A 26,270-nucleotide genomic window follows, 5' to 3' on the forward strand; every position below is an offset into this window, starting at 1 on the left:
CCGTTGCCGACGGGAATCGGTCTGCATGACGCGTCAGCCGTCCACCCAGCGCAGCGCGCCGATCTTCAGGTGTTCGACGACGCTGCGCGCCCAGTCGAGCTCCGCGTTGAGCAGCACGAGCGCATGCTCGTTCTGCAGCAGGAACAGGCGCGGCACCTGGTCGGCCTGCGCGGTGGCGCGCAGCGCTTCCAGCCGCTCACGCTCGGCGTCGAGCCGTGCGATTCGCTGCTCGAGCTGGTGGCGCGCATCTTCCGCATCGAGCAGCGGCAGGAACGCGAGGCCGGCGCCGAACGCCGGAAATTCACGCGCGGGCTCCGCGAGCAGCGCATGCAGCCATGCCTGCCCCGCCGTGTGACCGGCTTCGGTCAGCGCATACAGCGTGCGCTCCGGAAACGCGCCGTCGCGCTCGGTGTCGTGCACGGTGATCAGGCCGTCGCGCAGCAACCGGTCGATCGTCTGGTAGAGGCTCGTGCGCTGCCGCACGTTGACGACTTCGTCGTAGCCGCGGGCCTTCAGTTGCTGCAGCATCCCGTATGGATGCATCGGCGTTTCGGTGAGCGTCGCGAGGACGGCCAGCGCGAGCGGGGACGGGCGGCTTGTAGACATGAATAGTTAAAGTATATCTAGTAATAATATAACTATTCTCGATCAGACTATCTTGTTTGACAAGGGTTTCAGCCGAGGTGCGAGCGCTTCGCGGCCGGCGCGACGGTTTCCATCGTCGAGAGGCCGTGCACGATGCCGCAATCCTCGACCGAATGCTCGCCGACGCACCGGCGGCGCAATTCGGTGAGCTGGTCGCGCAGATGCGTGAGTTCCGCGAGGCGCGCATCGACGTGTCCGATGTGATCGTCGAGCAGCGAATTGATCGAGTCGCAGCGGTCGGCCGGCGTGTCGGTGAGCTGCAGCAGCGCGCGGATTTCGTCGTGCGCCATGTCGAGCGCGCGGCAGTTGCGGATGAAGCGCAGCCGTTCGACGTGCACGTCGGTGTAGTTGCGGTAGTTCGAATCGGTGCGCTCCGCGTCCGGCATCAGCCCCTCTTTCTCGTAGAAACGGATCGTCTCGGGCGTGCAGCGGGCCGCTTTGGCCAGTTCGCCAATCTTCATGCCTTTCTCCCGTGTAAGGGTTGACCTTGTAGTGGCTTCAGGGTGTTAACTCTACACCGTCAAGCCACAAAGGAGGTTGTCATGACCGACGCCAAGCGTCCCCACGACCCACGACACCGTCAGGCCGGCGGCGCCGATGCGTGCTGCGCCGATGCGTGCGACACGCAGACGGCGACCATTGCCGACGCGGCGCCGGCGGCCGGCGAGCGCGCGCACGGCCATGACCACGATCACGGCCACGGCCACGGCCACGGGCACGATCACGCCGCACACGGCGATGCGGGTCATGACCACGATCACGACCATGCCGGCGACGACAGGCATGTGCACGGTGCCACGTGCTCGCACGACCACGCCGCGCATGACCATGCCGGTCACGACCACGACCACGACCACGGCCACGGCCACGACCACGACCACGACCACGACCACGCGGCCGGCGACTGCTGCGCGCCTGCCGCGCTGACGCTCGCGCCGCTGCCGGTCGCACAGGCGACCGCGTCGGGCCATGTGCGCTCCGCGTTCCGGATCATGCAGATGGACTGCCCGACCGAGGAAACGCTGATCCGCAAGAAGCTCGGCGGGATGCGCGAAGTGTCGGCGCTCGAATTCAACCTGATGCAGCGGATGCTGACCGTCGAGCACGTGCCCGGCGCGCAGCCGACGATCGAAAGCGCGATCCGGACGCTCGGCATGACGCCGGAGGCGGCCACGGCCGGCGCTCCGGCGGCGCGCGTCGCCGACGCGCCCGCGAAGCCGTGGTGGCCGCTGGCGCTGGCCGGCGTCGCCGCGATCGCGTCCGAAGGCGCGACCTGGGCCGGGCTGCCGGTGTGGCTGTCGGCGGCACTCGCGCTCGCCGCGGTGCTCGCGTGCGGGCTCACCACGTACAAGAAGGGCTGGATCGCGATCCGCAACGGCAACCTGAACATCAATGCGCTGATGAGCATCGCGGTGACGGGCGCGATGGCGATCGGCCAGTGGCCGGAAGCCGCGATGGTGATGGTGCTGTTCACGATCGCCGAGCTGATCGAGGCGAAGTCGCTCGACCGCGCGCGCAATGCGATCCAGGGGCTGATGCAGCTCGCGCCGGACACCGCGACCGTGCAGCAGGCCGACGGCGCGTGGCGCACGATCGAGGCCGCGCAGGTCGCGCTCGGCGCCGTCGTGCGCGTGAAGCCGGGCGAGCGGATCGGGCTGGACGGCGAAGTCGTTGCCGGCCGTTCGACGGTCAACCAGGCGCCGATCACCGGCGAGAGCCTGCCCGTCGACAAGACGGCCGGCGACGCCGTGTACGCGGGCACGATCAACGAAGCGGGTTCGTTCGACTACCGCGTGACGGCCGTCGCGGCGAACTCGACGCTCGCGCGGATCATCCACGCGGTCGAGGAAGCCCAAGGCGCGAAGGCGCCGACGCAGCGCTTCGTCGACCAGTTCGCCCGCGTCTACACGCCGATCGTGTTCGCGGTCGCGCTGCTGGTCGCGGTGGTGCCGCCGCTCGTGATGGGCGGTGCGTGGCACGACTGGATCTACCGCGCGCTCGTGCTGCTCGTGATCGCGTGCCCGTGCGCGCTGGTGATCTCGACGCCGGTGACGATCGTGTCGGGCCTCGCGGCCGCCGCGCGGCGCGGGATTCTCGTGAAGGGCGGCGTCTACCTGGAAGAAGGGCGCAAGCTCGCGTGGCTCGCGCTCGACAAGACCGGCACGATCACGCACGGCAAGCCGGTGCAGACCGACTTCGACGTGCATGCGGACGACGCCGATGCGGCGCGCGTGCGGCACCTCGGCGCGAGCCTCGCCGCGCGCTCCGATCACCCGGTGTCGCAGGCGATTGCCGCCGCGGCCCGCGACGCCGGTACGACGGCATTCGCCGACGTGCAGGACTTCGAAGCGATCGTCGGGCGCGGCGTGCGCGGCACGATCGACGGCACGCGCTACTGGCTCGGCAATCACCGGCTCGTCGAGGAACTCGAGCGCTGCTCGAAGGCGCTCGAGGCGAAGCTCGACGCGCTGGAGCGGCAAGGCAAGAGCGTGGTGGTGCTGGTCGACGAAGCACGCGTGCTCGGCATCTTCGCGGTGGCCGACACGATCAAGGACACGAGCCGCGACGCGATCGCCGACCTGCATGCGCTCGGCATCCGCACCGCGATGCTGACGGGCGACAACCCGCATACCGCGCAGGCGATCGCGCAGCAAGCCGGCATCGACGACGCGCGCGGCAACCAGTTGCCGGAAGACAAGCTCGCGGCGGTCGAGGAACTGTCGGCGGGCGGCGCGGGCGCGGTCGGGATGGTTGGCGACGGGATCAACGATGCACCGGCGCTCGCGCGCGCCGATATCGGCTTCGCGATGGGCGCGATGGGCACCGACACGGCGATCGAGACGGCCGACGTCGCGCTGATGGACGACGACCTGCGCAAGATTCCCGCGTTCGTGCGGCTGTCGCGCGCGACGCACCGCGTGCTGGTGCAGAACATCGGCTTCGCGCTCGGCGTGAAGGTCGTATTCCTCGGCCTGACGGTCGCGGGGCTCGGCACGATGTGGATGGCGGTCTTCGCCGACGCGGGCGCGAGCCTGATCGTCGTGGCCAATGGCTTGCGGCTGCTATCGCCCGCCGGCGCGTTCGGCGGCGCCCAGGCGAAGCGTTGAGGAGCGGACGATGAGCTTTCTGAAACGGATTCTCGGCGGCCACGGCGGTGGCCATGGCAGCGGGCACGGCAGCGGGCACGGCAGCGGGCACGGCAATAGCGGAAACGGTGGAAACGGTGGCTACGGCCACGGCGGCGGGCATCACGGCGGGCCACGCCAGGGCGGGCATGGCGGCCACGATGCGCGCGGCCGCGATCGCCACGGCTGGGGCTGGCAGGCGCCGGCCGACGCCAGTGGCGGGCAAGGCGGCCAGGGTGGCAACGTGCCGCTGAGCCAGCTCGCGTGCGCGGCCTGCGGCGCGCTCAACGCGGCCGATGCACGCTTCTGCGCGCAGTGCGGCGCGGCGCAACGCGGCAAGGCCTGCAGCCGCTGCCATGCGGCACTGGCGGCCGACGCGCGGTTCTGTCCCGGCTGCGGGACGCAGGCTGCTTAAGGATCTCCGTGGGTTCGCGCCGGCCGCGCATACGCGCAGGCCGGCACGCTTCGTTCGACGGCCGGTGCACCGGCATGCCCGATGTCGTCCCGGGCACGCTCGCACCAGCAATATCGTCGCGGTCCGTCCAGATACACGGCTCCACGGCGCACCCGTCGCTCAGCGCAGCGGCAGGTAAATTTCGGTGCGCAGGTCGACCGGCGCCGTGTCCATCGGCGTATTGAGGTACAGCTCGAACGGCGGCGCGTCGGCGGCTTCGCGGCCCGAGTGACGCAGCCAGTCGCCGTAGAGTCACTGGTAGGCCGTATTCAGGTCCGCATACGGCCCCGTATGCAGCAGCACCGCGTATTCGCCGCCTGCGATCGTCGCCCGCTCGACCGGCGGCTCGGGCGCGACGTCCGGCGCGCCATCGGCCGGCATGAAGCACGCTTTCGCGCGCAACTGCGCTTCGGGCGTCGTGTCCGGATCGTCGTAGAAAATCCCGATCATCTTCGCGCCCGGGCCGATCAGCCCGTGCTGCCCGACCCACGCGCCGATCCGCCCGAACGCGTCGCCGACCTTCAGGTACGCGCCGGTGTGCGCCACCGCGTAGCCGCGCAGTTCCGGCAGGCGCCGGATCTCGACCTCGTGCTTGAACATGTCTGCCTCTCCTCTCTGTAGTGGATAAATCGGCCGGTGAGTGCCGGTGCGCCGGTGCTGCGCGGGCAGCACGCCGTACGCGTCGCGAAACGCCCGCGCAAACGCGTGCGTCGAACCGTAGCCCGCGCGCCGCGCGATCTCGTCGAGCGGCCGCGCGGTGCAGACCAGATCCTCGGATGCCCGCACGATCCGCATCCGCCGCACCGTCAGCACGATCGACTCGCCGTATAGCGCGCGGTAGACGCGCTGCCAGTGATACGGCGACAGGCACGCGACTTCCGCGAGCCGGTTCAGGTCGAGCGGGCCGTCGAGATGCGCGCCGATGTACGCGTGGACGCGCGCCACGCTGGCCGCGTAGCGGACCCACACAGGCGGGTCGGGTTTCGTTTCGGCTGGGGTCATCGACGTGTCCGGGCTGGAACCGACGCCACGGTAGCACGGCCCGAATGGACAAATCTTGCGGAAATGCGTAGTCATCCGAAATCTGCCCCTTTTTATTTCAACGAAATAGGGTCTTGTCCCGCTGCGATCTAGAACTAAAGTTAAAGACGGTGAAATCGGGTGAACGCGTCATTTTTCTCGGGTAAGTTGCTCGGACGGGGCAGCACGCTTTTCGAATTACGCAGGTCGTTCGTCGATGTTCAATCGCCACACCACGTTTTCGGGAGAAGAAGAAATGGATGCTTCCAGCTTCATCACGTCGCTGCAGACCACGCTAGGCGGATACCTGCCCAAGATCGCCGGCGCGATCGGCATCCTGGTAATCGGCTGGCTGATCGCCGTGGTGGTGCGGGCCGGCGCGCTGCGCCTGCTCAACGCACTGAAGGTCGATCAGCGGATTACCGACAGCACCGGCCAGGGCGCGTGCGTCGAACGCATCATCGCCGGCGGGCTGTTCTGGCTCATCCTGCTCGTCACCGCGGTGGGCATCTTCAACGTGCTCAACCTGTACGCGGTGTCCAATCCGTTCTCGCTGCTCGTCACGCACATCGTCAACTACCTGCCGAACCTGATCGGCGGCGCGGCGCTGACGCTGATCGCGTGGCTGATCGCGTCGCTGCTGCGCAGCCTCGCGAACCGCGCGCTGAAGGCGAGCAAGGTCGATGACAAGCTGTCCGAAAGCGCCGGCATGCAGCCGATGAGCGGCTATCTCGGCGACGTGCTGTTCTGGCTCGTGATCCTGATGTTCCTGCCGGCGATCCTTGGGTCGTTCGCGCTGTCGGGCCTGCTGTCGCCGGTGCAGGGGATGGTCGACAAGCTGCTCGCGATCGTGCCGAACCTCTTCGCGGCCGCGGTGATCGGCTTCGTCGGCTGGGTCGTCGCGCGCGTGCTGCGCGGCCTCGTGACGAACCTGCTGGTCGCCGCCGGCGCCGACCGCCTCACGCAAGGGATCGATAGCCCGACGCCCGTGCGCGTGTCGAGCCTGGTCGGCACGATCGTCTACGTGTTCGTGTTCGTGCCGACGCTGATCTCCGCGCTCGACGCGCTGAAGATCGACGCGATCTCGATTCCCGCGACCAACATGCTGAACCAGTTCCTCGGCGCGGTGCCGGACATCGTCGCGGCGATCGTGATCGTGCTCGTCACGTTCTACTTCGCGCGCTTCGTCGCGTCGCTCGCGCAGAAGCTGCTGGAAGCCGCCGGCGTCGACGGGCTGCCGGCCGTGCTCGGCGTCGAACGCGTGTTCTCGGGCATCCTGCAGCCGTCGGTGCTGGTCGCGCGGCTGATCGTGTTCTTCGCGATGCTGTTCGCGTCGGTCGAGGCCGCGAACCGGCTCGGCTTCTCGCAGGTGCGCGACGTCGTCACGCTGTTCATCGAATTCGGCGGCCACGTGCTGATGGGCGGCGTGATCCTCGTGATCGGCGTGTGGCTCGCGGGCCTCGCGCGCCGCGTGATCGAGCAGGCCGATCGCGAGCACAGCGTGCTGTTCGCGCGCATCGCGCAATTCGCGATCCTCGGCCTCGTATTCGCGATGGGGCTGCGCGCGATGGGCATCGCGAACGAAATCGTCCAGCTCGCGTTCGGCCTCGTGCTCGGCGCGATCGCGGTGGCGGTCGCGCTGTCGTTCGGCCTCGGCGGCCGCGAGGCGGCCGGCAAGCTGCTCGACCGCTGGTTCAACCAGCGCGGCGGCGGCCAGTAAGCACGGGCGATCCGGCCCGCATCGCGCAGGCCGGATCGCCGCCGCAATCTGCGCGGCCGGCGTTACCGCGAGCGTTTCCGTAAGCATTTCTGCAAGCGAAATGTCAGCCGCGATCTTTGCCGAATTTCGATAACACGTCGTTTAATGACTCTCTAGCATCGATTCTCAGTCGCGCGGGCCCGCAGGCCCGGCGCCCTTGAGGAGAATCCGATGAAAGCAGAGTCGAATGGCCGGCCCGCCGCCGGCGCCAAGTCGTCCGGCCAGCCCGCGCTGCAGCAGACGCTCGGGACCTGGCAACTGTGGGGCATCGCGGTCGGCCTCGTGATTTCCGGCGAGTACTTCGGCTGGAGCTATGGCTGGGCGAGCGCCGGCACGCTGGGTTTCGTGATCACCGCGCTGTTCGTCGCGGCGATGTACACCACCTTCATCTTCAGTTTCACCGAGCTGACCACGTCGATCCCGCACGCGGGCGGCCCGTTCGCGTATGCGCGCCGCGCGTTCGGCCCGACCGGCGGCTATCTGGCCGGCGCGGCGACGCTGGTCGAGTTCGTGTTCGCGCCGCCCGCGATCGCGCTCGCGATCGGCGCGTACCTGCACGTGCAGTTTCCGGGGCTCGAACCAAAGCATGCGGCGATGGGCGCGTATCTCGTGTTCATGGCGCTGAACATCGTCGGCGTGCAGATTGCCGCGACCTTCGAGCTCGTCGTCACGCTGCTCGCGATCTTCGAGCTGCTGGTGTTCATGGGTGTCGTGTCGCCGGGCTTCTCGTGGAGCAATTTCACGAAGGGCGGCTGGTCGGGCGCCGATCACTTCAGCGTGGGCGCGTTCCACGGGATGTTCGCGGCGATTCCGTTCGCGATCTGGTTCTTCCTCGCGATCGAAGGCGTCGCAATGGCCGCCGAGGAAGCGAAGAACCCGAAGCGCTCGATTCCGATCGCGTACGTGGCCGGGATCCTGACCCTCGTGGCGCTCGCGATCGGCGTGATGGTGTTCGCCGGCGGCGCGGGCGACTGGACCAAGCTCGCGAACATCAACGACCCGCTGCCGCAGGCGATGAAGTACATCGTCGGCGCGAACAGCGGCTGGATGCACATGCTCGTGTGGCTCGGGCTGTTCGGGCTCGTCGCGTCGTTCCACGGGATCATCCTCGGCTATTCGCGCCAGATCTTCGCGCTGGCCCGCGAAGGCTACCTGCCGGAGTGGCTCGGGAAGGTGCATCCGCGCTTCAAGACCCCGCATCGCGCGATCCTCGCGGGCGGCGTGGTCGGGATTGCCGCGATCTACAGCGACGAGCTGATCCAGTTCGGCGGGCAGACGCTCACCGCGAATATCGTGACGATGTCGGTATTCGGTGCGATCGTGATGTATATCGTCAGCATGGCGTCGCTGTTCAAGCTGCGCCGCTCGCAGCCGAACATGGCGCGGCCGTTCCGCGCGCCGCTGTACCCGATCTTCCCGGCGTTCGCGATCCTGGCGGCGCTGGTTTGCCTCGGCACGATGGTGTATTTCAACGGGCTGGTGGCGATGGTGTTCGTCGGCTTCCTCGCGATCGGCTACGCGTACTTCCTCGCGACCCGCGCGCAGCGCGCGAGCGCCCCCGGCGACGCGCTGCTGGAGGAGTGAGCACGGTGACGACGGTGCAGGTAAACGTGACAGGCCGTTCCTGACGGCATCCGGCGCGCCCCGTCGAACGGGCGCGCCGTCGGCTTTTGGCAAGGAGATTCGAACGATGTCCTATACGGAGACGATCGGTTCGCGCACGTACCGCTTCGCGGACCTGAAGACGCTGCTCGCGAAGGCGAGCCCGCTGCGTTCCGGCGACCAGCTCGCCGGCGTCGCGGCGGCGAGCGAGGAGGAGCGCGTCGCCGCGAAGATCGCGCTCGCGGGCGTGCCGCTGAAGGCGTTCCTGAACGAAGCGGTGATCCCGTATGAAGACGACGAGGTCACGCGCCTCATCATCGACGATCACGACGCGCAGGCGTTCGCGGACATCTCGCACCTCACCGTCGGCGATTTCCGCAACTGGCTGCTGTCGCCCGCGGCCGACGGCGCGGCGCTCGAACGGATCGCGCCCGGCCTCACGCCCGAGATGGTCGCGGCCGTGTCGAAGCTGATGCGCAACCAGGACCTGATCGCCGCCGCGAGGAAGCGCCGCGTCGTCACGCGCTTTCGCAACACGGTCGGGCTGGCCGGCCGGATGTCGGTGCGGCTGCAGCCGAACCACCCGACCGACGACGTGAAGGGCATCGCCGCGTCGATGCTCGACGGGCTGATGTACGGCTGCGGCGACGCGATGATCGGCATCAACCCGGCCACCGACAGCCTCGCGGCGATCGTGAAGCTGCTCGCGATGATCGACGGCTTCCGCGAACGCTACGGCGTGCCGACCCAGTCGTGCGTGCTCACGCACGTGACCAACACGATCGCGGCAATCGAGAAGGGCGCGCCGGTCGATCTCGTGTTCCAGTCGATCGCGGGCACCGAGAAGGCGAACGCGAGCTTCGGAATCTCGCTCGCGCTGCTCGCCGAGGCGCGCGAGGCCGCGCTGTCGCTGAAGCGCGGCACGGTCGGCAACAACCTGATGTACTTCGAGACGGGCCAGGGCAGCGCGCTGTCGGCGAACGCGCATTTCGGCGTCGACCAGCAGACCTGCGAAGTGCGCGCATATGCGGTCGCGCGCAAGTTCGAGCCGTTCCTCGTGAACACGGTGGTCGGCTTCATCGGGCCCGAATACCTGTACGACGGCAAGCAGATCATCCGCGCGGGGCTCGAGGATCACTTCTGCGGCAAGCTGCTCGGCGTGCCGATGGGCTGCGACATCTGCTACACGAACCACGCGGAAGCCGACCAGGACGACATGGACACGCTGCTGACGCTGCTGGGAGCGGCCGGCATCAACTTCATCATGGGGATTCCGGGCGCGGACGACGTGATGCTGAACTACCAGAGCACGTCGTTCCACGATCAGCTCTACGTGCGCGAGGTGCTCGGCCTGCGCCGCGCGCCCGAGTTCGAGGAATGGCTGGAGACGATGGAGATCGCCGACGCGCACGGCGCGCTGCGCACGGCGACGGCACGCGTGCCGCTGCTCGCGGGCGCGAACGACTGGCTGGGGGTGTCCGCATGAGCGACGCCGTCGAAAAGAATCCGTGGGCGCAGCTGAAGTCGTTCACGAACGCGCGGATCGCGCTCGGCCGCGCGGGCAACAGCCTGCCGACCGCGCCGCTGCTGGCCTTCAACCTGTCGCATGCGCAGGCGCGCGACGCGGTGCACCAGCCGCTCGATGCAGATGCGCTGCGGCGCGAGATCGAGGCGGCCGGCCTGCTGCCGACGCTCGGCGTGCAGAGCGCCGCGCCCGACCGCGACCACTACCTGCGCCGGCCTGATCTCGGCCGCAAGCTGTCGGACGACAGCCGCGGGCTGCTGGCTGGCTACGGGGCGGCGCTCGACGAGGCGCCCGATGTCGTGTTCGTGGTTGGCGACGGGTTGTCGGCGTTCGCGGCCGCGAAGCAGGCGCTGCCGCTGTTGCAGGCCGTGCGGCCGCGGCTCGACGCGGACGGCTGGCGGATCGGCCCGGTGGTGGTCGCGACGCAGGCGCGCGTCGCGCTCGGCGACGAAATCGGCGAGCTGCTGCGCGCGAAGGTGGTCGCGATGCTGATCGGCGAACGGCCGGGGCTCAGCTCGCCGGACAGCCTCGGCGTGTACCTGACGTGGGCACCGAAGGTCGGCTGTCACGACGCGTTGCGCAACTGCATCTCGAACGTGCGGCCCGAAGGGCTGCCGCACGCGGCCGCCGCGCACAAGCTGCATTACCTGATGACGCACGCGCGCAGGCTCCAGCTGACGGGCGTCGGGCTGAAGGACGACAGCGACGCGCTGCTGCCGCCGGCGGAAGCGGAGCGGATCGGGGCGACGTGACAGTGCGACCGTGCCGGGTTGGGAGGGGGCGATAACTCAGTCGTAGATAACCCGGAGCATGTATCAGATGGACAAGTTTTAACCCAACGAATTTACCCGCGCTAACGACGTGCCGTGCACTTGCATTTCATGCGCGTGTTGTATCCCGAGGGCTAAATTGCTGACCAAGTCTCGACATAGGGCCGAGTGGACTAGGTAGAAGGTTTTGATACGTGATATCCACGTTAAATTCGGTACAAATTTTTAGTTGTTCGGCTAGCGCTGGGCGGTGAGCGCCGGGAATGTAGAGATGAATTACTTTGCGTCGATCCGGGTAGTAACTCGAGTATGCAAGTACTTGCCCAAGCGCATGCTTCCACTTGACGAAGCTTTTTACTTCTATGACCGCAGTAGGAAGTAGCAGATCGACGTAGCCGACCCGGGTATGCACTTCGGCCTGCCCGGCCGGGTTTCGTACGGATAACACGTCTCGGACAGCGCATTCGAGCCCGCGATCTCGCGGGACATATTTGCGGTATCGGTCGGCAATCTCCGGTGTAGCGAAGTAGTAGCCATGCTTTTGGCGCACTTTGCTGTTCAAGCCCGCGTCACGAAGCTGACTGAAGTGTTCAATGAGTTGATCGCCAATTCGAATTTCTTGTTTTCCACGAGAGAGAAACTCGTACACGCCGCCTCGCCCTAGCTGGCGGCCGGTGTATAGCCATCGAGAGGGGTGAATTGTCAGAAGGCCTTCCCGAGCTTTTTGCTCATGTATGGCATACAGATCGATCATATTCACAACGCTAGTCCTCCTCGCTTTGCTGTCTCACTGGTCTCGAGTTGCTCGTCATCCGACTACCTGAACAGCCGCTCGCACAGGAAATCGACGAACACGCGCAGCTTCGGCGACAACTGCCGGCTCGACGGCCACACGATCGAGAACTGCCCGGGCGCGATCCGGTAGTCGTCGAGCACGGTGACGAGTGCGCCCTGTTCGAGCGCGTCGCGTGCGAGGAAGTCGGGCATGTAGCCGATGCCGAGCCCCGCGAGTACGGTGCCGCGCAGCGCCTCCATGTTGTTGCAGGTCATCGCGGTGCGCAGCGTGAGCGGCGTGCCGTCGTCGGCCGCGAGCGCCCAGTCCTGCAGCTTGCCGGTGGTCGGGAAGCAGTAGCGCACGCAGTCGTGCGCTTCGAGGTCGCGCGGCGTGCGCGGCGTGCCGGCCTGCGCGAGATACGCGGGCGTCGCGCACAGCACGAATGCGAACGGGCCGAGCCGCCGCGACATCAGGCTCGAATCGGACAGCGGGCCGCTGCGGATCACCGCGTCGAAGCCGCCTTCGACGACATCGACCATCCGGTCGTTGAAATCGAGATCGAGCTCGACGTCCGGATAGCGTTGTCGGAATTCGGGCAGTACCGGCAGCAGGAAGCGGTAGCCGATCACCGGCAGGCTCACGCGCAGCTTGCCGCGCGGGCGCTGCGCGGACGCCGTCACGGTCGCCTCCGCGTCGCGGAAATCCTCGAGGATCCGCTGGCAGCGCTCGTAGAAATGCCGCCCTTCGTCGGTGAGCGTCACGCGCCGCGTCGTGCGGTTGAACAGGCGCACGCCGAGCGACTGCTCCAGTTTCGCGATCGTCTTGCCGACCGCCGACGCCGAGATGCCAAGCGCGCGGCCGGCCGCGACGAAGCTCAGCGCTTCGGCGGTGCGGACGAACGCGACGATGCCGGTGAGGTTTTCCATCGAGTCGAACGGTGTGCGGCGACGCACGCTGCCAAGTGAATTGCGGAATTTTAGTCCGTTATATGCGGAGCTTCGCGTGGTTTTTCGCGGATTGAATCGGATTTATCTTCTGTCGCTCTGATGGCGCATCCGCGCCGGCTTTTCGAGGAGCGATGATGGATCACCCTGTTTCAGCCGTTTCAGCCGTTTCGGCCCTGGCGGCGCGCCGGCGCGCATGGGTGCTGGCCGCCGTCTGCATGGCCGCCGTCGCGCTGCCGCTGTCGTTTTCGGGCGGCGCGGTCGCGACGCCGGCGATCGGCCGCGACCTGCACGGCAGCCCGGTCGCGATGAACTGGATCACCAACGCGTTCATGCTCGCGTTCGGCAGCTTCCTGATGGCGTCGGGCGCGCTGGCCGACCAGTTCGGCCGCAAGCGCCTGTTCGCGATCGGCGTCGGCGGCTTCACGCTGATGTCGGTCGCACTCGCGTTCGCGCCGTCGATACTCGCAGTCGATCTGCTGCGCGCCGCGCAAGGGCTCGCGGCGGCCGCGGCGCTGGCCGGCGGCACGGCCGCGCTCGCGCAGGAATTCGACGGCGCGGCGCGCACGCGTGCATTCAGCCTGCTCGGCACGACGTTCGGGATCGGGCTCGCATTCGGGCCCGTGCTCGCCGGCGGGCTGATCGGGCATTACGGCTGGCGCGCGATCTTCGTGACGAGCGCGGTGGCCGGCGTGCTGTCGCTTGCGTTCGGGCTGCCGCGCATGCACGAGTCGCGCGATCCGCACGCGACGGGGCTCGACTGGCCCGGCACGATCGCGTTCACGGCCGCGCTGACGCTGTTCACGTTCGGCGTGATCGAGGCGCCCGCACGCGGCTGGTCGAGCCCGCTCGTGATCGCGCTGCTGGCCGGCGCGGCGCTCGGCGCGTGCGCGTTCGTGACGATCGAGACGCGCGTCGCGCGGCCGATGCTCGACCTGTCGCTGTTCCGCATCGCGCGCTTCGTCGGCGTGCAGGTGCTGCCGGTGTCGACCTGCTGCTGCTACATCGTGCTGCTCGTCGTGCTGCCGCTGCGCTTCATCGGCATCGACGGCTTCAGCGAGATCGACGCCGGCTGGCTGATGCTCGCGATCTCCGCGCCGATGCTGGTCGTGCCGCTCGTCGCGGCGACGCTCACGCGCTGGCTGTCGGCTGGCGTGATTTCCGGGCTCGGGCTGCTGGTCGCGGCAGCCGGGCTCGTGTGGCTCGGCATCGCGCTGCGCGGCGGCGCGGGGCCGGCGGCGATCGCGCCGATGCTCGCGATCGGCGTAGGCGCGGGCATGCCGTGGGGGCTGATGGACGGGCTGTCGGTGAGCGTCGTGCCGAAGGAGCGCGCGGGGATGGCGACGGGCATTTTCAGCACGACGCGCGTGGCCGGCGAGGGGATTGCGCTGGCGATCGTCGGCGCGGTGCTGGCCGCGCTCGCGCAAACGGGGCTCGCGCACGCGGCAGGGGCTGCCGGCACGCCGGACGCGACGCTGCGGGCCGCCGCGCGGCTCGCGACCGGCGATCTCGCGGGCGCGGCTGCCACGTTGCCGGGCGTCGGTCGTGCGGCATTGATCGCGAGCTACACGCACGCGTTCGACCGGCTGCTGACCGGGCTGGCCGTCGTCACGGTGTTGTGCGCGGTGGTGGTGTTCGGGTTTCTCGGCGGGCGGCCGGCCGCCGACGAAACGGGCGACGAGGCGGACGGCCACGCGCACGCCGATGCGTCGGCGCGCAGCCGGATCGAACCGGCCTGTGCGGAGACGCACGGGCGGTGAGCGTTGCATCGCGGCGCATCGGCGCTTAGGCATTTCGGCTTTTCCGACAACGCAGCCGCCGTGCCCGCATGGTCCGTCGGTCAGCGCCTCACCCGCCGCGCGTCACGCCAGCACGAGCGGCGGCAGGGCCGCATCCGCGCGCGCCTGTGCGCATTCCACATCGATCACCAGATAGCGCAACGCATCCGGCCACAGATGCGCGTGCCGTTGCGCATCCTCGTCGAGGGTCGCGCGGCCCTGCACGAGCCAGGTCGTCTGGCGCACGAAATCGACGAACAGCAGCGCGATCGCCGGATTCACGAGCAGGTTGCCGATCGTGTTGAGGAGGTTGTTGCCCGCGAAGTCGGGCAGCACCAGCGTGCGGCGGTCCGGGATATCGACGAGCGGCGCGAACGAACCGTCGGCGCGCGGCTGGCGGCCGCGGTACGAACAGTCGCTGTTGCCGGCCGCGTCGGCGGTCGCGACGATCAGGAATGCCTGCTCGCGGATGAATGCGATGGCGTCGTCGGTCAGGGGGCCGCGATCGTTCATGGTGTCGGTCGGCGCGGGCGCCGTGGCGTGTGGATCCGCGATGCGCACGCAAGCGACATGCCACGCGGCACGGCGCGCGTCCGTGGGCCGCGCACCGCCGCGCACTGTGGAAATTCCGAACACCGGCCCATCGCTGCGCAATCGCGGTGTTCAGAATCGGTACACCCGCCGTGCTGCGTGCGTGAACACCGCACGGTGCGAACGCGGGCCGGCCGCGCTCGACGTGCGCCTGTTCCGTTTGGCACGCATGTTGCGTAAACGGGACCAGCGCAGTCCAACCGGCGCTGTACTCACACAAGCACGATGAACAGGAGACATGTATGAACCCGTTTGACCTGAAACAACTGGGCCTCGACGTCGAATACCCGTACCGTCAGCAGTACGACAACTACATCGGCGGCAAGTGGGTTCCTCCGGTGAAGGGCGAATATTTCGAGAACGTGTCGCCGATCAACGGCCAGCCGTTCTGCCGCATCCCGCGCTCGGGGGCCGACGACATCGAGCTGGCGCTCGACGCCGCGCATGCCGCGCGCCGCCAGTGGGGCAAGACGTCCGTGGCCGAGCGCGCGAATCTGCTGCTCGCCGCCGCCGACCGGATGGAAAAGAACCTGAAGCTGCTGGCCGTGGCCGAGACGATCGACAACGGCAAGCCGCTGCGCGAGACGATGGCGGCCGACCTGCCGCTCGCCGTCGACCACTTCCGCTACTTCGCGGGCTGCATCCGCGCGCAGGAAGGCGGCATCTCCGAAATCGACGACAACACCGTCGCGTATCACTTCCACGAGCCGCTCGGCGTGGTCGGCCAGATCATCCCGTGGAACTTCCCGCTGCTGATGGCCGCGTGGAAGCTCGCGCCGGCGCTCGCGGCCGGCTGCTGCGTGGTGATGAAGCCGGCCGAGCAGACGCCTGCGTCGGTGCTCGTGCTGATGGAGCTGATCGGCGACCTGTTCCCGGCCGGCACGATCAATATCGTGAACGGCTTCGGCAAGGAAGCGGGCGAAGCGCTCGCGACCAGCAAGCGGATCGCGAAGATCGCGTTCACCGGCTCGACGCCGGTCGGCAAGCACATCCTGCGCGCGGCGGCCGACAGCCTGATCCCGTCGACGGTCGAACTGGGCGGCAAGAGCCCGAACATCTTCTTCGCCGACGTGCTCGACCAGGACGACGCGTTCCTCGACAAGGCGCTCGAAGGGCTCGCGATGTTCGCGCTGAACCAGGGCGAAGTGTGCACGTGCCCGTCGCGGATCCTGATCCAGGAATCGATCTACGAACGCTTCATCGAGAAGGCCGTCGCGCGCGTCGAGCGCATCAAGTCCGGCCACCCGCTCGACCTGCAGACGATGATCGGCGCGCAGGCGTCGCAGCAGCAGCTCGACAAGATCCTGTCGTACATCGACATCGGCCGCGGCGAAGGCGCGCAATGCCTGACGGGCGGCGAGCGCGCGGCGCCGGCCGCCGACCTCGGCACGGGCTACTACGTGAAGCCGACGATGCTGCTCGGCAACAACAAGATGCGCGTGTTCCAGGAAGAGATCTTCGGGCCGGTCGCGTCGGTGATGACGTTCAAGGACGAGCAGGAAGCGATCGAACTCGCGAACGACACGTTCTACGGGCTCGGCGCGGGCGTGTGGACCCGCAACGGCACGCGTGCGTACCGGATGGGCCGCGAGGTCGAGGCCGGCCGCGTGTGGACCAACTGCTACCACCTGTACCCCGCGCATGCGGCGTTCGGCGGCTACAAGCAGTCGGGGATCGGCCGCGAGACGCACAAGATGGCGCTGTCGAACTATCAGCAGACGAAGTGCCTGCTGGTCAGCTATCAGGCCGAGGCGCTCGGGTTCTTCTGATCGCCGCAGCCGGGGCGACGTGTCGGGGCCGGTTGGGCCCGGCACGTCTCCCGATTCGATTTCCCTATTCGACAGTCGGTGCGGGTTGCGCTTTCTTGCGCAGCCGGCGCCGGCAACGCTGCCGGCCGTCGCGCATGCGCGGCGGCACGGTGCGCCGATGCGTGTGACGACCCCCAGCATGGCAGACCTGCCCCGATCCTTTCCGCGTCACCCGGTATTCCATCCGGGCGAACTCGACGCGCAACACCGCTTCGGCGTCGCCGACGAAGCCGAGCGGATGAGCGACGCCGTGACGACGCGGCTGAGCGTCGGCGTGCGGCAGTTCGTCGAATCGCAGCCGTTCATGTTCGTCGGCGCCGCATGTGGCGCGGGTGCGTCGATGACCTGCGACATCGTGCAGAGCCGGCGCGACGCGAACGGCGATCTGCTGCCGGTGGTGCGCGTGATCGATACGAAGACGCTGCGGTTCGCGTTGCCCGCCGCCCAGGACGGCGACGGCGGCCGGATCGACGCGGCCGCCTGCGACGGCAGCGGGGTCGGATTGCTGTTCGTCGATTTCGTGCGCGGCCTGCGCTACCGGATCAACGGCCGCGCCACGCTGCGCGCCGACCTGCCGGAAGCGGACGCGGCGCCGTGGGCGGCGGGCAGCGCGATCGTCGAGCTGGCGCTCGCGCAGGCATACGGCAATTGCGGCACGCGGGTCGTGCGGTTGAAGCCGGCCCGGTAGCCGGCATCCGTGCGCGGGCGGCGGCGCGCATGCGCGGTCGCCGCGCGGATCGCACCGGCGGCGTGCGCGGCATGCCGCCTTCGGGTGCGCCCGCATGGCGCGCATCGGCCGGACAGCGTGGAATGGCGGGTGGCTCGCCGGGCCGTGCGATTCGGCACGGGACTTGCGTGATACGCAACGCACGGTTCCGCGCAGGTGAGGGAGGACACGATGAATCAACATGTGGCGGGTACGGAGGAGCCGACCGCCGAAGACACGCGGCGCAGCGCGCAGGGCGACGACGCGTTCGCCGGGCAGGCCGTCGTCAGCGTCGCGCACGATGCGGACGAGCAGGCGCGCAACCTGATCGGCTGGCGGCAGACCTACGACCAGCTCGCGGCCGGCCGCTTCGTCGGCACGCTGACCGAGCTGCCGCTCGACACGATGAAGCTGTTTCGCGAATCGACCAGCCACCTGCTGCGCCAGGCGTGCGAAGTGCGCGGCGATGCGTACTGGTTCGGCATCCCGCTCGTGTGCGACGGCTCGGCACGCGTCGATGCGTGCCGCATCGGCCCCGGGGCGCTCGCGTTCCGGCCCGGCAACGTCGAATTCGAGCTCGTGACGCCCGCGCAGTTCTCGATCTACGGCGTCGTCGTGCGCGGCGACGTGCTGCGCCGCTATGCAGAGGAAGTCGAGCGCCGCGCGCTCGACGAGCGGCTGTTCACGCAGCGCGTGATGCAGGTCGGCGAGGCGCGGCTCGCGCGCCTGTGCGCGCTGCTCGGCCGCCGGCTCGACGGCGCGGTGGCGATGGCCGGCCCGCTGCCCGATGCACAGCGCGACGACCTGCAGGCCGAAGTGCTGGCCGCGCTGTTCGATGCGTGTGCGCAACCGGCCGACGACGGCAGCGGCGGTGCGCCGTCGACGCGCCGCTGGCTCGTCGACCAGGCGCGCGATTACGTGCTCGCGCACCGCACGCGTCCGGTCGGCGTGCCCGAGCTGTGCGAGCAGTTGCACGTGAGCCGGCGCACGCTGCAGTACTGCTTCCAGGACGTACTCGGAATGGCGCCCGCGACCTACCTGCGCACGCTGCGGCTGAACGGCGCGCGGCGCGACCTGTGCGGGCGGGCGGCCGGCTCGGTGCAGGACGTCGCGGAGGCGTGGGGTTTCTGGCATCTGAGCCAGTTCGCGACCGATTACCGGCGCCTGTTCGGCAAGCGGCCGTCGGAGACGTTGCGCGATCGGGCGTGAGGCGCTCGGCGGGGTAAGCCGGGCGGTCGAAGCGGCGCCCGCGGCGGGGTTGGCGCCGGGGGCGCGCTACTGCCGGGTGGATCGTTCCGCTCGCCGCCGCGCCGGCTTCGCTCAGGAGGCTGGTGCGAGCTTGGCCGGGTAAGCCGGGCAGCCAGAGCGCCGCTTGCGGTGGTGCTGGCGCTGGACGCGGGCCGCTACCGGTTCGATCGTTCCGCTTGCCGCGCCGGCTTCGCTCAGATGGCTGCTGCCGCCACGTTGCGCGGTGCGGGCCACGCCAGCGTGTCCCAATCGACTGCGCGGTAAGCGACTTCGACCGCCGCGAGATCGTCCGGCCGCTCGCTGCGATGCAGCCCGTGCAATTCGGTCGGCACGTCGAGTGTGACCGGTACGCAATGCGGATAGTCGCGCACGCGCAGCGCCGGCCCGATCGTCGTGAAGCACGCGAGCGTCGGCACGTCGAAACCGTCGGCGAGATGCACGGCCGCCGTGTCCGGCGCGAACAGCAGGCTCGCGCCCTTGATCCACGCAATGAAGCGCGCGGTGTCGGTCGCGTCGCGGCTCACATCTACGTAAGCGGGATGCGCAATCGGACCGAAGCCCACTACCGGCAGCCCGTACCGCTGCACGAGCCGTTCCACGAACGCGACGTGCAGCGCGGGCGGCACGCTGCGCACCGCGGTGCTCGCATTCGGGCAGAACAGCACGTACGGCCGCTGCCACTCGGCCGGCAGCGCGGGCAGCGGCAGCCGCGCGAGCCAGCGGTTGCGCTTCGCGGCGGCCGGCACGGCGGCCGGATCGACGCCGAGCGCGTCGAGGAAGAAATCGATCATCGGCAGCCGCGCGAACGCGGGCCAGTACAGGTGATTGCCGACGTCGATGCAGCACGCGTCGGCGGGCAGCGCTTCGGCGGGGCACGGCAGCGCGCGTGACGGCGCGACGACGTCGGCCGCGAGCGCATACAGCGCATCGACATAGCGGGGGGCGCGCGCCGGCCGGTACAGCGTGAAGCGCAGGTCCGCATGGGCCGCACGCAGTGCGGCGAGAGCCGTCAGCCCGATCACCGAATCGCCGAGCGTGACGCCCATCCCGTTGATCACGTGCACGTGCCGCGTAGCGCCGTAATCGAGCCGGAACGGCCGGTGCGCGGCGTGCAGCAGGCCGAGCGCCGGCGCGGCCGGCACGTAGCCTTCGGCGCGCTCGCCGCCATGCTCGAGGTCGTACGGCGCGACGAGCATGCCGTCGGGCGCGAGCAGCGTGCCGGGGCACGCCAGCGCGTCGTCGTGCGACAGCGCGGGGTCGGGCGGCGCGGCGCGCATGTCCACCGTCATGCGCCGCGCGCGCGGCGGCCCTGCTCGCGGATCTGCTCGAGCGTCGCGGCCGGCGTGCTGGCGTCCTGCGGGATGCGGATCTCGATCACCGCGGGCAGCCCGCAGGTCAGCGCGCGTTCGAGCGCGGGCGCGAAATCGGCGGTGCGCTCGACCGTCTCGCCATGCGCGCCGAACGCACGCGCATACGCGGCGAAATCCGGGTTCGTGAGCCCCGTGCCGTGCACGCGGCCCGGGTAGTTGCGCTCCTGATGCATGCGGATCGTGCCGAAATGGCTGTTGTTGACGACGATCGCGACGATGTTCAGCCCGTATTGCATCGCGGTCGCGAGCTCGTTGCCGGCCATCATGAAGCAGCCGTCGCCGGCGAGCGCGACGACGGCGCGCTGCGGATACAGCGACTTCGCGGCGAGCGCGGCCGGCAGTCCGTAGCCCATCGCGCCGCTCGTCGGCGCGAGCTGCGAACGGAAGTGCCGGTACGCGAAGTGGCGATGCAGCCAGATCGCATAGTTGCCCGCGCCGTTGGTCAGGATCGCGTCGTGCGGCAGGCGCTCGCGCAACTGCACCATCACGTCGCCGAGCTGCACGTCGCCGGGCATCGGCAGCGGCGCGTGCCATTCGCGGTACGCGCGGTGCGCGTCGGCGGCCGCGCCGGCCCATGCAGGCCGCTCGGGCGGTTCGAGCGCGGCAAGCGGCGCGGCGATTTCGGGCATGCCCGACACGATCGGCAGGTCGGCGGCGTACACGCGGCCGAGCTCGTCTGCGCCCTGATGCACGTGGATCAGCGTCTGGCGCGTTTTCGGGATGTCGAGCAGCGTGTACCCGCCGGTCGTCGCTTCGCCGAGGCGCGGCCCGATCACGAGCAGCAGGTCGGCGTCGCGGATGCGCTTCGCGAGCGTGGGGTTGATCCCGAGCCCGACGTCGCCCGCGTAGTTCGGGTGCGCGTTGTCGATCGTGTCCTGGAAGCGGAACGCGCACGCGACCGGCAATTGCCAGCGTTCGACGAAGGTGCGCAGGTTCGCGCAGGCGTCCGGCGTCCAGCCGCTGCCGCCGACGATCGCGAACGGCCGCTCCGCGCGCGCGAGCCGCTCGCGCAGCTCGTCGATCTGCGCGGCCGACGGCGCGGCCGCGATGCGTTTCGCGGCCGGCACGACGGGCTGCGGCGCGCACGCGTCGGACAGCACGTCCTCCGGCAGCGCGAGCACGACCGGGCCGGGCCGGCCGGACGTCGCGACGTGGAACGCATGGCTCAGGTATTCGGGAATGCGGCGCGGGTCGTCGATCTGCGCGACCCATTTCGCCATCTGGCCGAACATCCGGCGGTAGTCGATTTCCTGGAAGGCTTCGCGGTCGAGGTGCTCGCGTGCGCACTGGCCGACGAACAGGATCATCGGCGTCGAATCCTGGAACGCGGTGTGCACGCCGATCGACGCATGGGTCGCGCCGGGCCCGCGCGTGACGAACGCGATGCCGGGGCGGCCGGTCAGCTTGCCGACCGCTTCGGCCATGTTCGCGGCGGCCGCCTCGTGGCGGCAGACGACCGTCTGGATGCGGGCGGTGTCGTCCGCCAGCGCATCGAGCACGGCGAGGAAGCTCTCGCCCGGCACGCAGAACACGCGTTCGACGTGATTGGCGAGCAACGCATCGACGAGCAGTCGCGCACCGGTGGTGGCGCGCGGCTCGAGATCCTTGGAATGCGACATGGGCTGCCGTCTCCCTGGGTAGCGGGAGGTACAGCTTACGCCGGTTGGCCGGGCGCCGGTACGGCGGCCGCTGAAAAGTGTCGGAACGCGGGGTGAAGCGGGACGTGCGTGTTTCGCGTGTCGGCTTTGGCTGGCCGAATGGCCAGCTTGTGCCCGCTTGCGCGACGGTGAAAAGTAAACGCTACGGATGGGCGACCCGGACGCTTGTTTCGAGCCGGAAAGCGGGCTTCCCAAATAACAATAAAATGGGATGCCGCTCAATAGTAAAATTTCAGCGAATGGATGGACGAAGGGGGTGAGTCGCCATGACGACCGAAACGATCGATCAAAAGACGCTGACCGAGCTGGTCGAAGCCGGCGCCGTACGCGCGGCCCGCGTGGTCGGTTGCGGGAACGGCTGGGCGCTCTGCGCCCGTTGCGGCGCGCACGAACGTTTCCTGTCGGCCAAGCGCGGCGACGTGCGGGTGTTTCGCCGTTTTGAAACGCTGGTCGGCTTTCTGCGCGACATCGGCATCAGCCGGTTCGATGTGGATGCGTCGGCATTCGACCCAGATGCGGCCGGCCGGGCGACCCGGCCCGATCGCGCGGCGGCATTGAAGGCGGCCCACGAGGCAGCGGCCCATGATCGCTGGTTTCGCGAGGAGGTGCAGCAGGCGCTGGACGATCCGCGTGCGTCGATTCCGGACACCGAAGTCAGCGCCGACTTCGCGTCGCGTCGTGCGGCGCTGCGTGAGCGGCTCGCGGGCAGGCGCGGGGATGCTTCTTGACCCTCGCGCTGCACTGGAATCCGAAGGCGCTCGAGGATCGCGCCGCGATCATGGACACCATCGCCGAGGACGACCCGCTGGCCGCGCTCGAACTCGACGAACTGCTGGAAGAAAGGGCGGCGGCGTTACCGGCCCATCCCGAGTTGTATCGGCAAGGGCGGGTGGCTGGCACGCGCGAACTGGTGATCGCGCCGAACTACGTGCTCGTGTATCGCATCCGGCCGGCCGAGCGCATCGTGGAGATTCTCCGCGTGCTGCATGCGCGACGGCAATGGCCGTGATGCGCGTATTCACTGCCGGCTCGTCCGCCAAGGGAAGACCTGTTATGTACACACATGGATTTACATCTCGGCCCGCATCGACTAATGTACATACAACGTACATCCGAGCGGAGATCGACATGCATACGACGAGGGTATTCCGGAACGGCAACTCGCAGGCCGTGCGTATTCCTGCGGACCTAGCCTATGAACGCAGCGATATCGAACTGGAAATCGAGCGCGTCGGTGACGAAATCCGCATTCGACCGATGCGGCGGCCTTTGACCGGCGTACTCGAGAAGTTCGCGAAATTCGGGCCGGACTTCATGGCCGAAGGGCGCGGCGACCACGAGCAGGCCGAACGCGAGGGTTTGTGATGCCGCGCTTCATGCTCGACACCAACATGTGCATCTATCTGATGAAGAATCAGCCGGAGCAGGTCGCGAGACGGTTTGCGCAGTGCTACACGGGCGACGTCGTCATGTCGGCGATCACCTATGCGGAGCTCGAGTACGGCGTGACCGCATGCGCGAGCCCGGCCCGGGAGCGCCGCAATCTCGCCGCATTGATCGAGGATATTCCCGTCGCGCCTTTCGACGCTGCGGCCGCGCAAGCGTATGGTCCGGTCCGCGACGCAACCTGCGAGCGGAGGAAGGATCACCTCGACAAATTGATCGCCGCTCATGCGGTGTCGCTCGATGTCGTCCTGGTGACCAACAACGAGCGGGATTTCGTCAGCTATCCGGGGTTGCGACTGGAGAACTGGCTGAACGACTAGCGTCGGGTGCCATGCCCGGCGGCAATGCAGGGTATCGATCCACCCCGCGCCACCGCCGGATCCGGCATCAGCATTCGACGATATTCACCGCCAGCCCGCCGCGCGACGTTTCCTTGTACTTCGTCTTCATGTCGGCGCCCGTCTCGCGCATCGTCTTGATCACCGAATCGAGCGACACGTAATGCGAGCCGTCGCCGCGCAGCGCCATGCGCGCCGCGTTGACGGCCTTCACCGACGCCATCGCGTTGCGCTCGATGCACGGGATCTGCACCATTCCGCCCACCGGGTCGCAGGTCAGGCCGAGGTTGTGTTCCATCCCGATCTCGGCGGCGTTCTCGACCTGCTGCGGCGTGCCGCCGAGCACGGCCGCGAGCGCGCCGGCCGCCATCGAGCACGCGACGCCCACTTCACCCTGGCAGCCGACTTCCGCGCCCGAGATCGACGCGTTGAGCTTGTAAAGGATGCCGATCGCGGCGGCCGTCAGCAGGAAGTCGATCACGCCCTGTTCGTTCGCGCCGGGCGTGAAGCGCGTGTAGTAGTGCAGCACGGCCGGGATGATGCCGGCCGCGCCGTTGGTCGGCGCGGTGACGACGCGGCCGCCGGCCGCGTTTTCCTCGTTGACCGCGATTGCGTACAGGTTGATCCAGTCGATCATCGACAGCGGGTCCTGCAGCGCGCGCTCCGGGCTGCCGGTCAGCGTGCGGTACAGCTGCGGCGCGCGGCGCTTGACCTGGAACGGGCCGGGCAGGTTGCCGTCGGCGTCGGGATTGCCGATTCCGCAGCCGCGCGACACGCACGACTGCATCACGGCCCAGATCTTCAGCAGCCCGTCGCGCGTTTCTTCCTCGGTGTGCCACGCGCGCTCGTTGTCCCACATCAGCTGCGCGATCGACTTGCCGGTCGACGCGGTCAGCGCGAGCAGCTCCGCGCCGGTGCGGAACGGGTGCGTCATCTGCTCGGCCGCGCTCAGCACCTTGGTGTTCGGCGCGCCGGCCGTCACGACGAAGCCGCCGCCGACCGACAGGTAGGTACGCTCGACCAGCACCGCTCCGTTCGCGTCGCTCGCGCGCAGCTTCATCCCGTTCGGATGTTCAGGCAGCGCCTGGCGGTAGAACGCGATGTTCTCCTTCAGCACGAACGGCACCGGATGCGTGCCGAGCAGCGCGAGTTGCTTCGTCTTGCGGACGTCTTCGAGCCGCGCGTCGATGGTTTCGGGATCGACGGTGTCGGGCGCGTCGCCGAGCAGGCCGAGCATCACGCCGCGGTCGGTGCCGTGGCCCTTGCCGGTGGCGCCGAGCGAGCCGTACAGCTCGACCTTCACGTGGGCCGTCGCATCGAGCAGCCCGTCGCGCTCGAGGCCCTGGACGAACATCAGCGCCGCGCGCATCGGTCCGACCGTGTGCGAACTGGACGGGCCGATGCCGATCTTGAAGAGGTCAAACACGCTGACTGCCATTTCGATACCTGCCTTGCTATAAGAGTAGTGCTAGCGCGCCTGCAATGGCAGGCACGCGGCGAGCCATGCGGGCGGCGTTGGGGAAAGCTGCTGCGCGACGCGGGCATAGCGCCCGTCGAGCCGCGCGGCCAGATGAAAGAGTTCGGTGGCGTTTTTCGGGTCCCACTGCCCCGTGTAGCCCGGCAGGCCGGCCTCGCGGCGCTTCGCGTCGAACGGCACCGGCGAATTCACGAATTCCTCGTGCGTTTTCTCGCCGAGCGCGTACGGCACGAGCCAGTCGAGCGCGGCCGCGAGCGTCGCGCCGTTCGCGCCGCGCTCGCGCAGCCAGTTGCGGTTGAAGCGGCGCGCGGCGAGCGCGGCCGTCACAAGCGGCTGCAAATCGTAGACCGCGTAATGCAGCGCATCGCGTTCCTCGAAATCCCAGGTCTTGCCGTCCGGGCCGATGTTGTCGGCGAGATGCTCGACGAACAGCCGCTGTGCGGCGTTCATCATCTTGCGGTCGCCGAGCGTGAACGCGGACAGCGCGATCAGCTTGATCCGGTGGCTCTGCCAGTTGTTGCGCCAGGTGCCGGTGAGCGGGCGCTTCTGCGCGTCGACCTGCGCGACATAGCCGGCGCCGAGCTTCGCGATGAACGCGGCCGTCGCGTTGCGCGTTTTCACCGGCAGCGCGCTCGCGGTCATGTCGTACGCGACGATCAGGCTGTCGAAGCGCGTCTCGTCGATCGGATTGAAGCTCGGCTGGTAGGTCGAGACCCACGCGGACAGGAAGCGGTCGACGAGTTGCAGGTAGCGCGGCGCGTTCGTCACGCGCCACGCGAGCGCCGCATCGCGCATCAGGTCCATGTCCTTCAGCGCGGCGGCACTCTGGTCGTAGATGCCCTCGTGCGGCAGCGTGCCCTCGGTGTGCACGCGCGGCATCGCCTTCGGCTGCTCGCCGATGCGCGCGTCGACGCTGCGGATCAGCGCCTGCACGCCCGGCTCGGCCTGCGTCGTCTCGCTCGCCTGCAGCGCCGGCGCCGCACAGAAATTCATCGCCGCGCGCGCACTGCCGGACACGCCGAGGCCGGCGGCGGCCAGCGACAGCGATGCGACGAGCATCGGCACGTAGCGGCGCGTGTGCGGCCGCATCTGCGTTGCACCACGGCCCGGAAACATCGGACGCACCATGCGGAACTCCTTGATTGGCTGGATCGCGTGTGATGTTAGCCGGATTGGCGGGCAAGCGTGAAACGGTTGGCCGGGCGGCGCACGTAAAAACCGCACGCAACCG

At 68.7% G+C, this 26,270-nt stretch carries 24 protein-coding genes and 1 pseudogene; 14 read left to right on the forward strand and 11 right to left on the reverse strand.

Going from position 1 to position 26,270, the window contains the following annotated elements:
* Positions 1 to 33: 33 nt before the first annotated feature.
* The 3 genes from HWX03_RS32175 to HWX03_RS37110 form a co-directional block, all read right to left on the reverse strand.
* Positions 34 to 606 (reverse strand): PadR family transcriptional regulator, encoded by a 573-nt coding sequence (locus HWX03_RS32175; protein WP_175874028.1) that lies wholly within the window; start codon positions 604 to 606, stop codon positions 34 to 36.
* A 68-nt stretch (positions 607 to 674) separates the two neighbouring features.
* A complete protein-coding gene (gene cadR, locus HWX03_RS32180; protein WP_175874029.1) occupies positions 675 to 1,106 on the reverse strand; it encodes a Cd(II)/Pb(II)-responsive transcriptional regulator in 432 nt (143 codons plus the stop codon).
* A 51-nt stretch (positions 1,107 to 1,157) separates the two neighbouring features.
* Positions 1,158 to 1,430 (reverse strand): hypothetical protein, encoded by a 273-nt coding sequence (locus tag HWX03_RS37110; protein WP_244132831.1) that lies wholly within the window; start codon positions 1,428 to 1,430, stop codon positions 1,158 to 1,160.
* Between HWX03_RS37110 and HWX03_RS32185 the strand changes: the two genes are divergently transcribed.
* Positions 1,431 to 3,752 (forward strand): heavy metal translocating P-type ATPase, encoded by a 2,322-nt coding sequence (locus HWX03_RS32185; RefSeq protein WP_244132832.1) that lies wholly within the window; start codon positions 1,431 to 1,433, stop codon positions 3,750 to 3,752.
* 10 nt (positions 3,753 to 3,762) lie between these two features.
* The gene (locus HWX03_RS32190) at positions 3,763 to 4,185 is read left to right on the forward strand and encodes a zinc ribbon domain-containing protein (protein WP_175874031.1); all 423 of its coding nucleotides are present in this window, start codon (positions 3,763 to 3,765) and stop codon (positions 4,183 to 4,185) included.
* A 159-nt stretch (positions 4,186 to 4,344) separates the two neighbouring features.
* On the opposite strand, the pseudogene HWX03_RS32195 reads toward HWX03_RS32190, so the two are convergent.
* Positions 4,345 to 5,226: pseudogene (locus HWX03_RS32195) on the reverse strand (AraC family transcriptional regulator).
* Positions 5,227 to 5,500: 274 nt separating this feature from the next.
* Here HWX03_RS32195 and HWX03_RS32200 point away from each other — a divergent pair.
* From HWX03_RS32200 to eutC, 4 genes are all read left to right on the forward strand, one after another.
* Positions 5,501 to 6,964, forward strand: coding sequence for a mechanosensitive ion channel (locus HWX03_RS32200; RefSeq protein WP_175823365.1), 1,464 nt, complete (start codon positions 5,501 to 5,503; stop codon positions 6,962 to 6,964).
* Positions 6,965 to 7,174: 210 nt separating this feature from the next.
* Positions 7,175 to 8,587, forward strand: a complete 1,413-nt coding sequence (eat, locus tag HWX03_RS32205; RefSeq protein WP_174432136.1) for an ethanolamine permease — start codon at positions 7,175 to 7,177, stop codon at positions 8,585 to 8,587.
* Positions 8,588 to 8,693: 106 nt separating this feature from the next.
* On the forward strand, positions 8,694 to 10,091 hold the full coding sequence (locus tag HWX03_RS32210; protein ID WP_175874032.1) for an ethanolamine ammonia-lyase subunit EutB: 1,398 nt from the start codon (positions 8,694 to 8,696) through the stop codon (positions 10,089 to 10,091).
* On the forward strand, positions 10,088 to 10,882 hold the full coding sequence (gene eutC / locus HWX03_RS32215) for an ethanolamine ammonia-lyase subunit EutC (protein ID WP_175874033.1): 795 nt from the start codon (positions 10,088 to 10,090) through the stop codon (positions 10,880 to 10,882). Before HWX03_RS32210 ends, eutC begins: the two co-directional genes overlap by 4 nt.
* A gap of 127 nt (positions 10,883 to 11,009) precedes the next feature.
* Here the strand turns inward: eutC and HWX03_RS32220 are convergent, their stop codons facing one another.
* Both HWX03_RS32220 and HWX03_RS32225 read right to left on the reverse strand, forming a co-directional pair.
* Positions 11,010 to 11,660, reverse strand: coding sequence for a hypothetical protein (locus HWX03_RS32220; RefSeq protein WP_175874034.1), 651 nt, complete (start codon positions 11,658 to 11,660; stop codon positions 11,010 to 11,012).
* A gap of 56 nt (positions 11,661 to 11,716) precedes the next feature.
* The gene (locus HWX03_RS32225; RefSeq protein WP_174432139.1) at positions 11,717 to 12,601 is read right to left on the reverse strand and encodes a LysR family transcriptional regulator; all 885 of its coding nucleotides are present in this window, start codon (positions 12,599 to 12,601) and stop codon (positions 11,717 to 11,719) included.
* 155 nt (positions 12,602 to 12,756) lie between these two features.
* Between HWX03_RS32225 and HWX03_RS32230 the strand changes: the two genes are divergently transcribed.
* A complete protein-coding gene (locus HWX03_RS32230; RefSeq protein WP_175874035.1) occupies positions 12,757 to 14,379 on the forward strand; it encodes an MFS transporter in 1,623 nt (540 codons plus the stop codon).
* Between the two features lie 102 nt (positions 14,380 to 14,481).
* On the opposite strand, the gene HWX03_RS32235 is transcribed toward HWX03_RS32230, so the two are convergent.
* Complete coding sequence (locus HWX03_RS32235; RefSeq protein ID WP_244132833.1) at positions 14,482 to 15,015, reverse strand: pyridoxamine 5'-phosphate oxidase family protein; 534 nt, start codon at positions 15,013 to 15,015, stop codon at positions 14,482 to 14,484.
* A gap of 215 nt (positions 15,016 to 15,230) precedes the next feature.
* Here HWX03_RS32235 and HWX03_RS32240 point away from each other — a divergent pair, with 215 nt between their 5' ends.
* The 3 genes from HWX03_RS32240 to HWX03_RS32250 all read left to right on the forward strand — a co-directional run bounded on the left by HWX03_RS32240 (position 15,231) and on the right by HWX03_RS32250 (position 18,711).
* Positions 15,231 to 16,757 (forward strand): aldehyde dehydrogenase family protein, encoded by a 1,527-nt coding sequence (locus HWX03_RS32240; protein WP_175874036.1) that lies wholly within the window; start codon positions 15,231 to 15,233, stop codon positions 16,755 to 16,757.
* Between the two features lie 178 nt (positions 16,758 to 16,935).
* Positions 16,936 to 17,484, forward strand: a complete 549-nt coding sequence (locus HWX03_RS32245; RefSeq protein ID WP_175874037.1) for a hypothetical protein — start codon at positions 16,936 to 16,938, stop codon at positions 17,482 to 17,484.
* 210 nt (positions 17,485 to 17,694) lie between these two features.
* Positions 17,695 to 18,711 carry a helix-turn-helix domain-containing protein gene (locus HWX03_RS32250; protein ID WP_175823357.1) on the forward strand — a complete coding sequence of 339 codons (1,017 nt, stop codon included), beginning with the start codon at positions 17,695 to 17,697 and terminating at the stop codon, positions 18,709 to 18,711.
* A gap of 233 nt (positions 18,712 to 18,944) precedes the next feature.
* Here HWX03_RS32250 and HWX03_RS32255 read toward each other — a convergent pair whose 3' ends face one another.
* Both HWX03_RS32255 and HWX03_RS32260 read right to left on the reverse strand, forming a co-directional pair.
* Complete coding sequence (locus HWX03_RS32255; RefSeq protein WP_175874038.1) at positions 18,945 to 20,039, reverse strand: ADP-heptose--LPS heptosyltransferase; 1,095 nt, start codon at positions 20,037 to 20,039, stop codon at positions 18,945 to 18,947.
* Positions 20,036 to 21,739 (reverse strand): thiamine pyrophosphate-binding protein, encoded by a 1,704-nt coding sequence (locus HWX03_RS32260; RefSeq protein WP_175874039.1) that lies wholly within the window; start codon positions 21,737 to 21,739, stop codon positions 20,036 to 20,038. The genes HWX03_RS32255 and HWX03_RS32260 overlap by 4 nt, the downstream gene beginning before the upstream one ends.
* 305 nt (positions 21,740 to 22,044) lie before the next feature.
* Here HWX03_RS32260 and HWX03_RS32265 point away from each other — a divergent pair, with 305 nt between their 5' ends.
* The 4 genes from HWX03_RS32265 to HWX03_RS32280 all read left to right on the forward strand — a co-directional run bounded on the left by HWX03_RS32265 (position 22,045) and on the right by HWX03_RS32280 (position 23,544).
* Entirely contained in the window at positions 22,045 to 22,506 is a 462-nt protein-coding gene (locus tag HWX03_RS32265; RefSeq protein WP_175874040.1) for a hypothetical protein, read from the forward strand.
* A complete protein-coding gene (locus HWX03_RS32270; protein ID WP_175874041.1) occupies positions 22,503 to 22,787 on the forward strand; it encodes a type II toxin-antitoxin system RelE/ParE family toxin in 285 nt (94 codons plus the stop codon). Before HWX03_RS32265 ends, HWX03_RS32270 begins: the two co-directional genes overlap by 4 nt.
* Positions 22,788 to 22,906: 119 nt before the next feature.
* The gene (gene vapB / locus HWX03_RS32275; RefSeq protein WP_175874042.1) at positions 22,907 to 23,143 is read left to right on the forward strand and encodes a type II toxin-antitoxin system VapB family antitoxin; all 237 of its coding nucleotides are present in this window, start codon (positions 22,907 to 22,909) and stop codon (positions 23,141 to 23,143) included.
* Complete coding sequence (locus tag HWX03_RS32280; protein ID WP_175874043.1) at positions 23,143 to 23,544, forward strand: type II toxin-antitoxin system VapC family toxin; 402 nt, start codon at positions 23,143 to 23,145, stop codon at positions 23,542 to 23,544. Before vapB ends, HWX03_RS32280 begins: the two co-directional genes overlap by 1 nt.
* A 67-nt stretch (positions 23,545 to 23,611) precedes the next feature.
* Here HWX03_RS32280 and HWX03_RS32285 read toward each other — a convergent pair whose 3' ends face one another.
* Positions 23,612 to 25,000 (reverse strand): L-serine ammonia-lyase, encoded by a 1,389-nt coding sequence (locus tag HWX03_RS32285; RefSeq protein WP_175874044.1) that lies wholly within the window; start codon positions 24,998 to 25,000, stop codon positions 23,612 to 23,614.
* A gap of 30 nt (positions 25,001 to 25,030) precedes the next feature.
* A complete protein-coding gene (locus HWX03_RS32290) occupies positions 25,031 to 26,167 on the reverse strand; it encodes an alginate lyase family protein (RefSeq protein ID WP_175874045.1) in 1,137 nt (378 codons plus the stop codon).
* Positions 26,168 to 26,270: the final 103 nt, after the last annotated feature.

Origin of the sequence: Burkholderia sp. BCC0397 (assembly GCF_902832865.1) — a bacterium.
Classification (GTDB): Bacteria; Pseudomonadota; Gammaproteobacteria; order Burkholderiales; family Burkholderiaceae; genus Burkholderia.

Bases quoted from the DNA above. Each gene is read 5' to 3' on its own strand.
- HWX03_RS32175 (WP_175874028.1), bottom strand. From the start codon at position 606: ATGTCTACAAGCCGCCCGTCCCCGCTCGCGCTGGCCGTCCTCGCGACG.
- cadR (WP_175874029.1), bottom strand. From the start codon at position 1,106: ATGAAGATTGGCGAACTGGCCAAAGCGGCCCGCTGCACGCCCGAGACG.
- HWX03_RS37110 (WP_244132831.1), bottom strand. From the start codon at position 1,430: ATGCCTGTCGTCGCCGGCATGGTCGTGATCGTGGTCATGACCCGCATC.
- HWX03_RS32190 (WP_175874031.1), top strand. From the start codon at position 3,763: ATGAGCTTTCTGAAACGGATTCTCGGCGGCCACGGCGGTGGCCATGGC.
- HWX03_RS32200 (WP_175823365.1), top strand. From the start codon at position 5,501: ATGGATGCTTCCAGCTTCATCACGTCGCTGCAGACCACGCTAGGCGGA.
- eat (WP_174432136.1), top strand. From the start codon at position 7,175: ATGAAAGCAGAGTCGAATGGCCGGCCCGCCGCCGGCGCCAAGTCGTCC.
- HWX03_RS32210 (WP_175874032.1), top strand. From the start codon at position 8,694: ATGTCCTATACGGAGACGATCGGTTCGCGCACGTACCGCTTCGCGGAC.
- eutC (WP_175874033.1), top strand. From the start codon at position 10,088: ATGAGCGACGCCGTCGAAAAGAATCCGTGGGCGCAGCTGAAGTCGTTC.
- HWX03_RS32225 (WP_174432139.1), bottom strand. From the start codon at position 12,601: ATGGAAAACCTCACCGGCATCGTCGCGTTCGTCCGCACCGCCGAAGCG.
- HWX03_RS32230 (WP_175874035.1), top strand. From the start codon at position 12,757: ATGGATCACCCTGTTTCAGCCGTTTCAGCCGTTTCGGCCCTGGCGGCG.
- HWX03_RS32240 (WP_175874036.1), top strand. From the start codon at position 15,231: ATGAACCCGTTTGACCTGAAACAACTGGGCCTCGACGTCGAATACCCG.
- HWX03_RS32245 (WP_175874037.1), top strand. From the start codon at position 16,936: ATGGCAGACCTGCCCCGATCCTTTCCGCGTCACCCGGTATTCCATCCG.
- HWX03_RS32250 (WP_175823357.1), top strand. From the start codon at position 17,695: ATGAATCAACATGTGGCGGGTACGGAGGAGCCGACCGCCGAAGACACG.
- HWX03_RS32255 (WP_175874038.1), bottom strand. From the start codon at position 20,039: ATGACGGTGGACATGCGCGCCGCGCCGCCCGACCCCGCGCTGTCGCAC.
- HWX03_RS32260 (WP_175874039.1), bottom strand. From the start codon at position 21,739: ATGTCGCATTCCAAGGATCTCGAGCCGCGCGCCACCACCGGTGCGCGA.
- HWX03_RS32265 (WP_175874040.1), top strand. From the start codon at position 22,045: ATGACGACCGAAACGATCGATCAAAAGACGCTGACCGAGCTGGTCGAA.
- vapB (WP_175874042.1), top strand. From the start codon at position 22,907: ATGCATACGACGAGGGTATTCCGGAACGGCAACTCGCAGGCCGTGCGT.
- HWX03_RS32280 (WP_175874043.1), top strand. From the start codon at position 23,143: ATGCCGCGCTTCATGCTCGACACCAACATGTGCATCTATCTGATGAAG.
- HWX03_RS32285 (WP_175874044.1), bottom strand. From the start codon at position 25,000: ATGGCAGTCAGCGTGTTTGACCTCTTCAAGATCGGCATCGGCCCGTCC.
- HWX03_RS32290 (WP_175874045.1), bottom strand. From the start codon at position 26,167: ATGGTGCGTCCGATGTTTCCGGGCCGTGGTGCAACGCAGATGCGGCCG.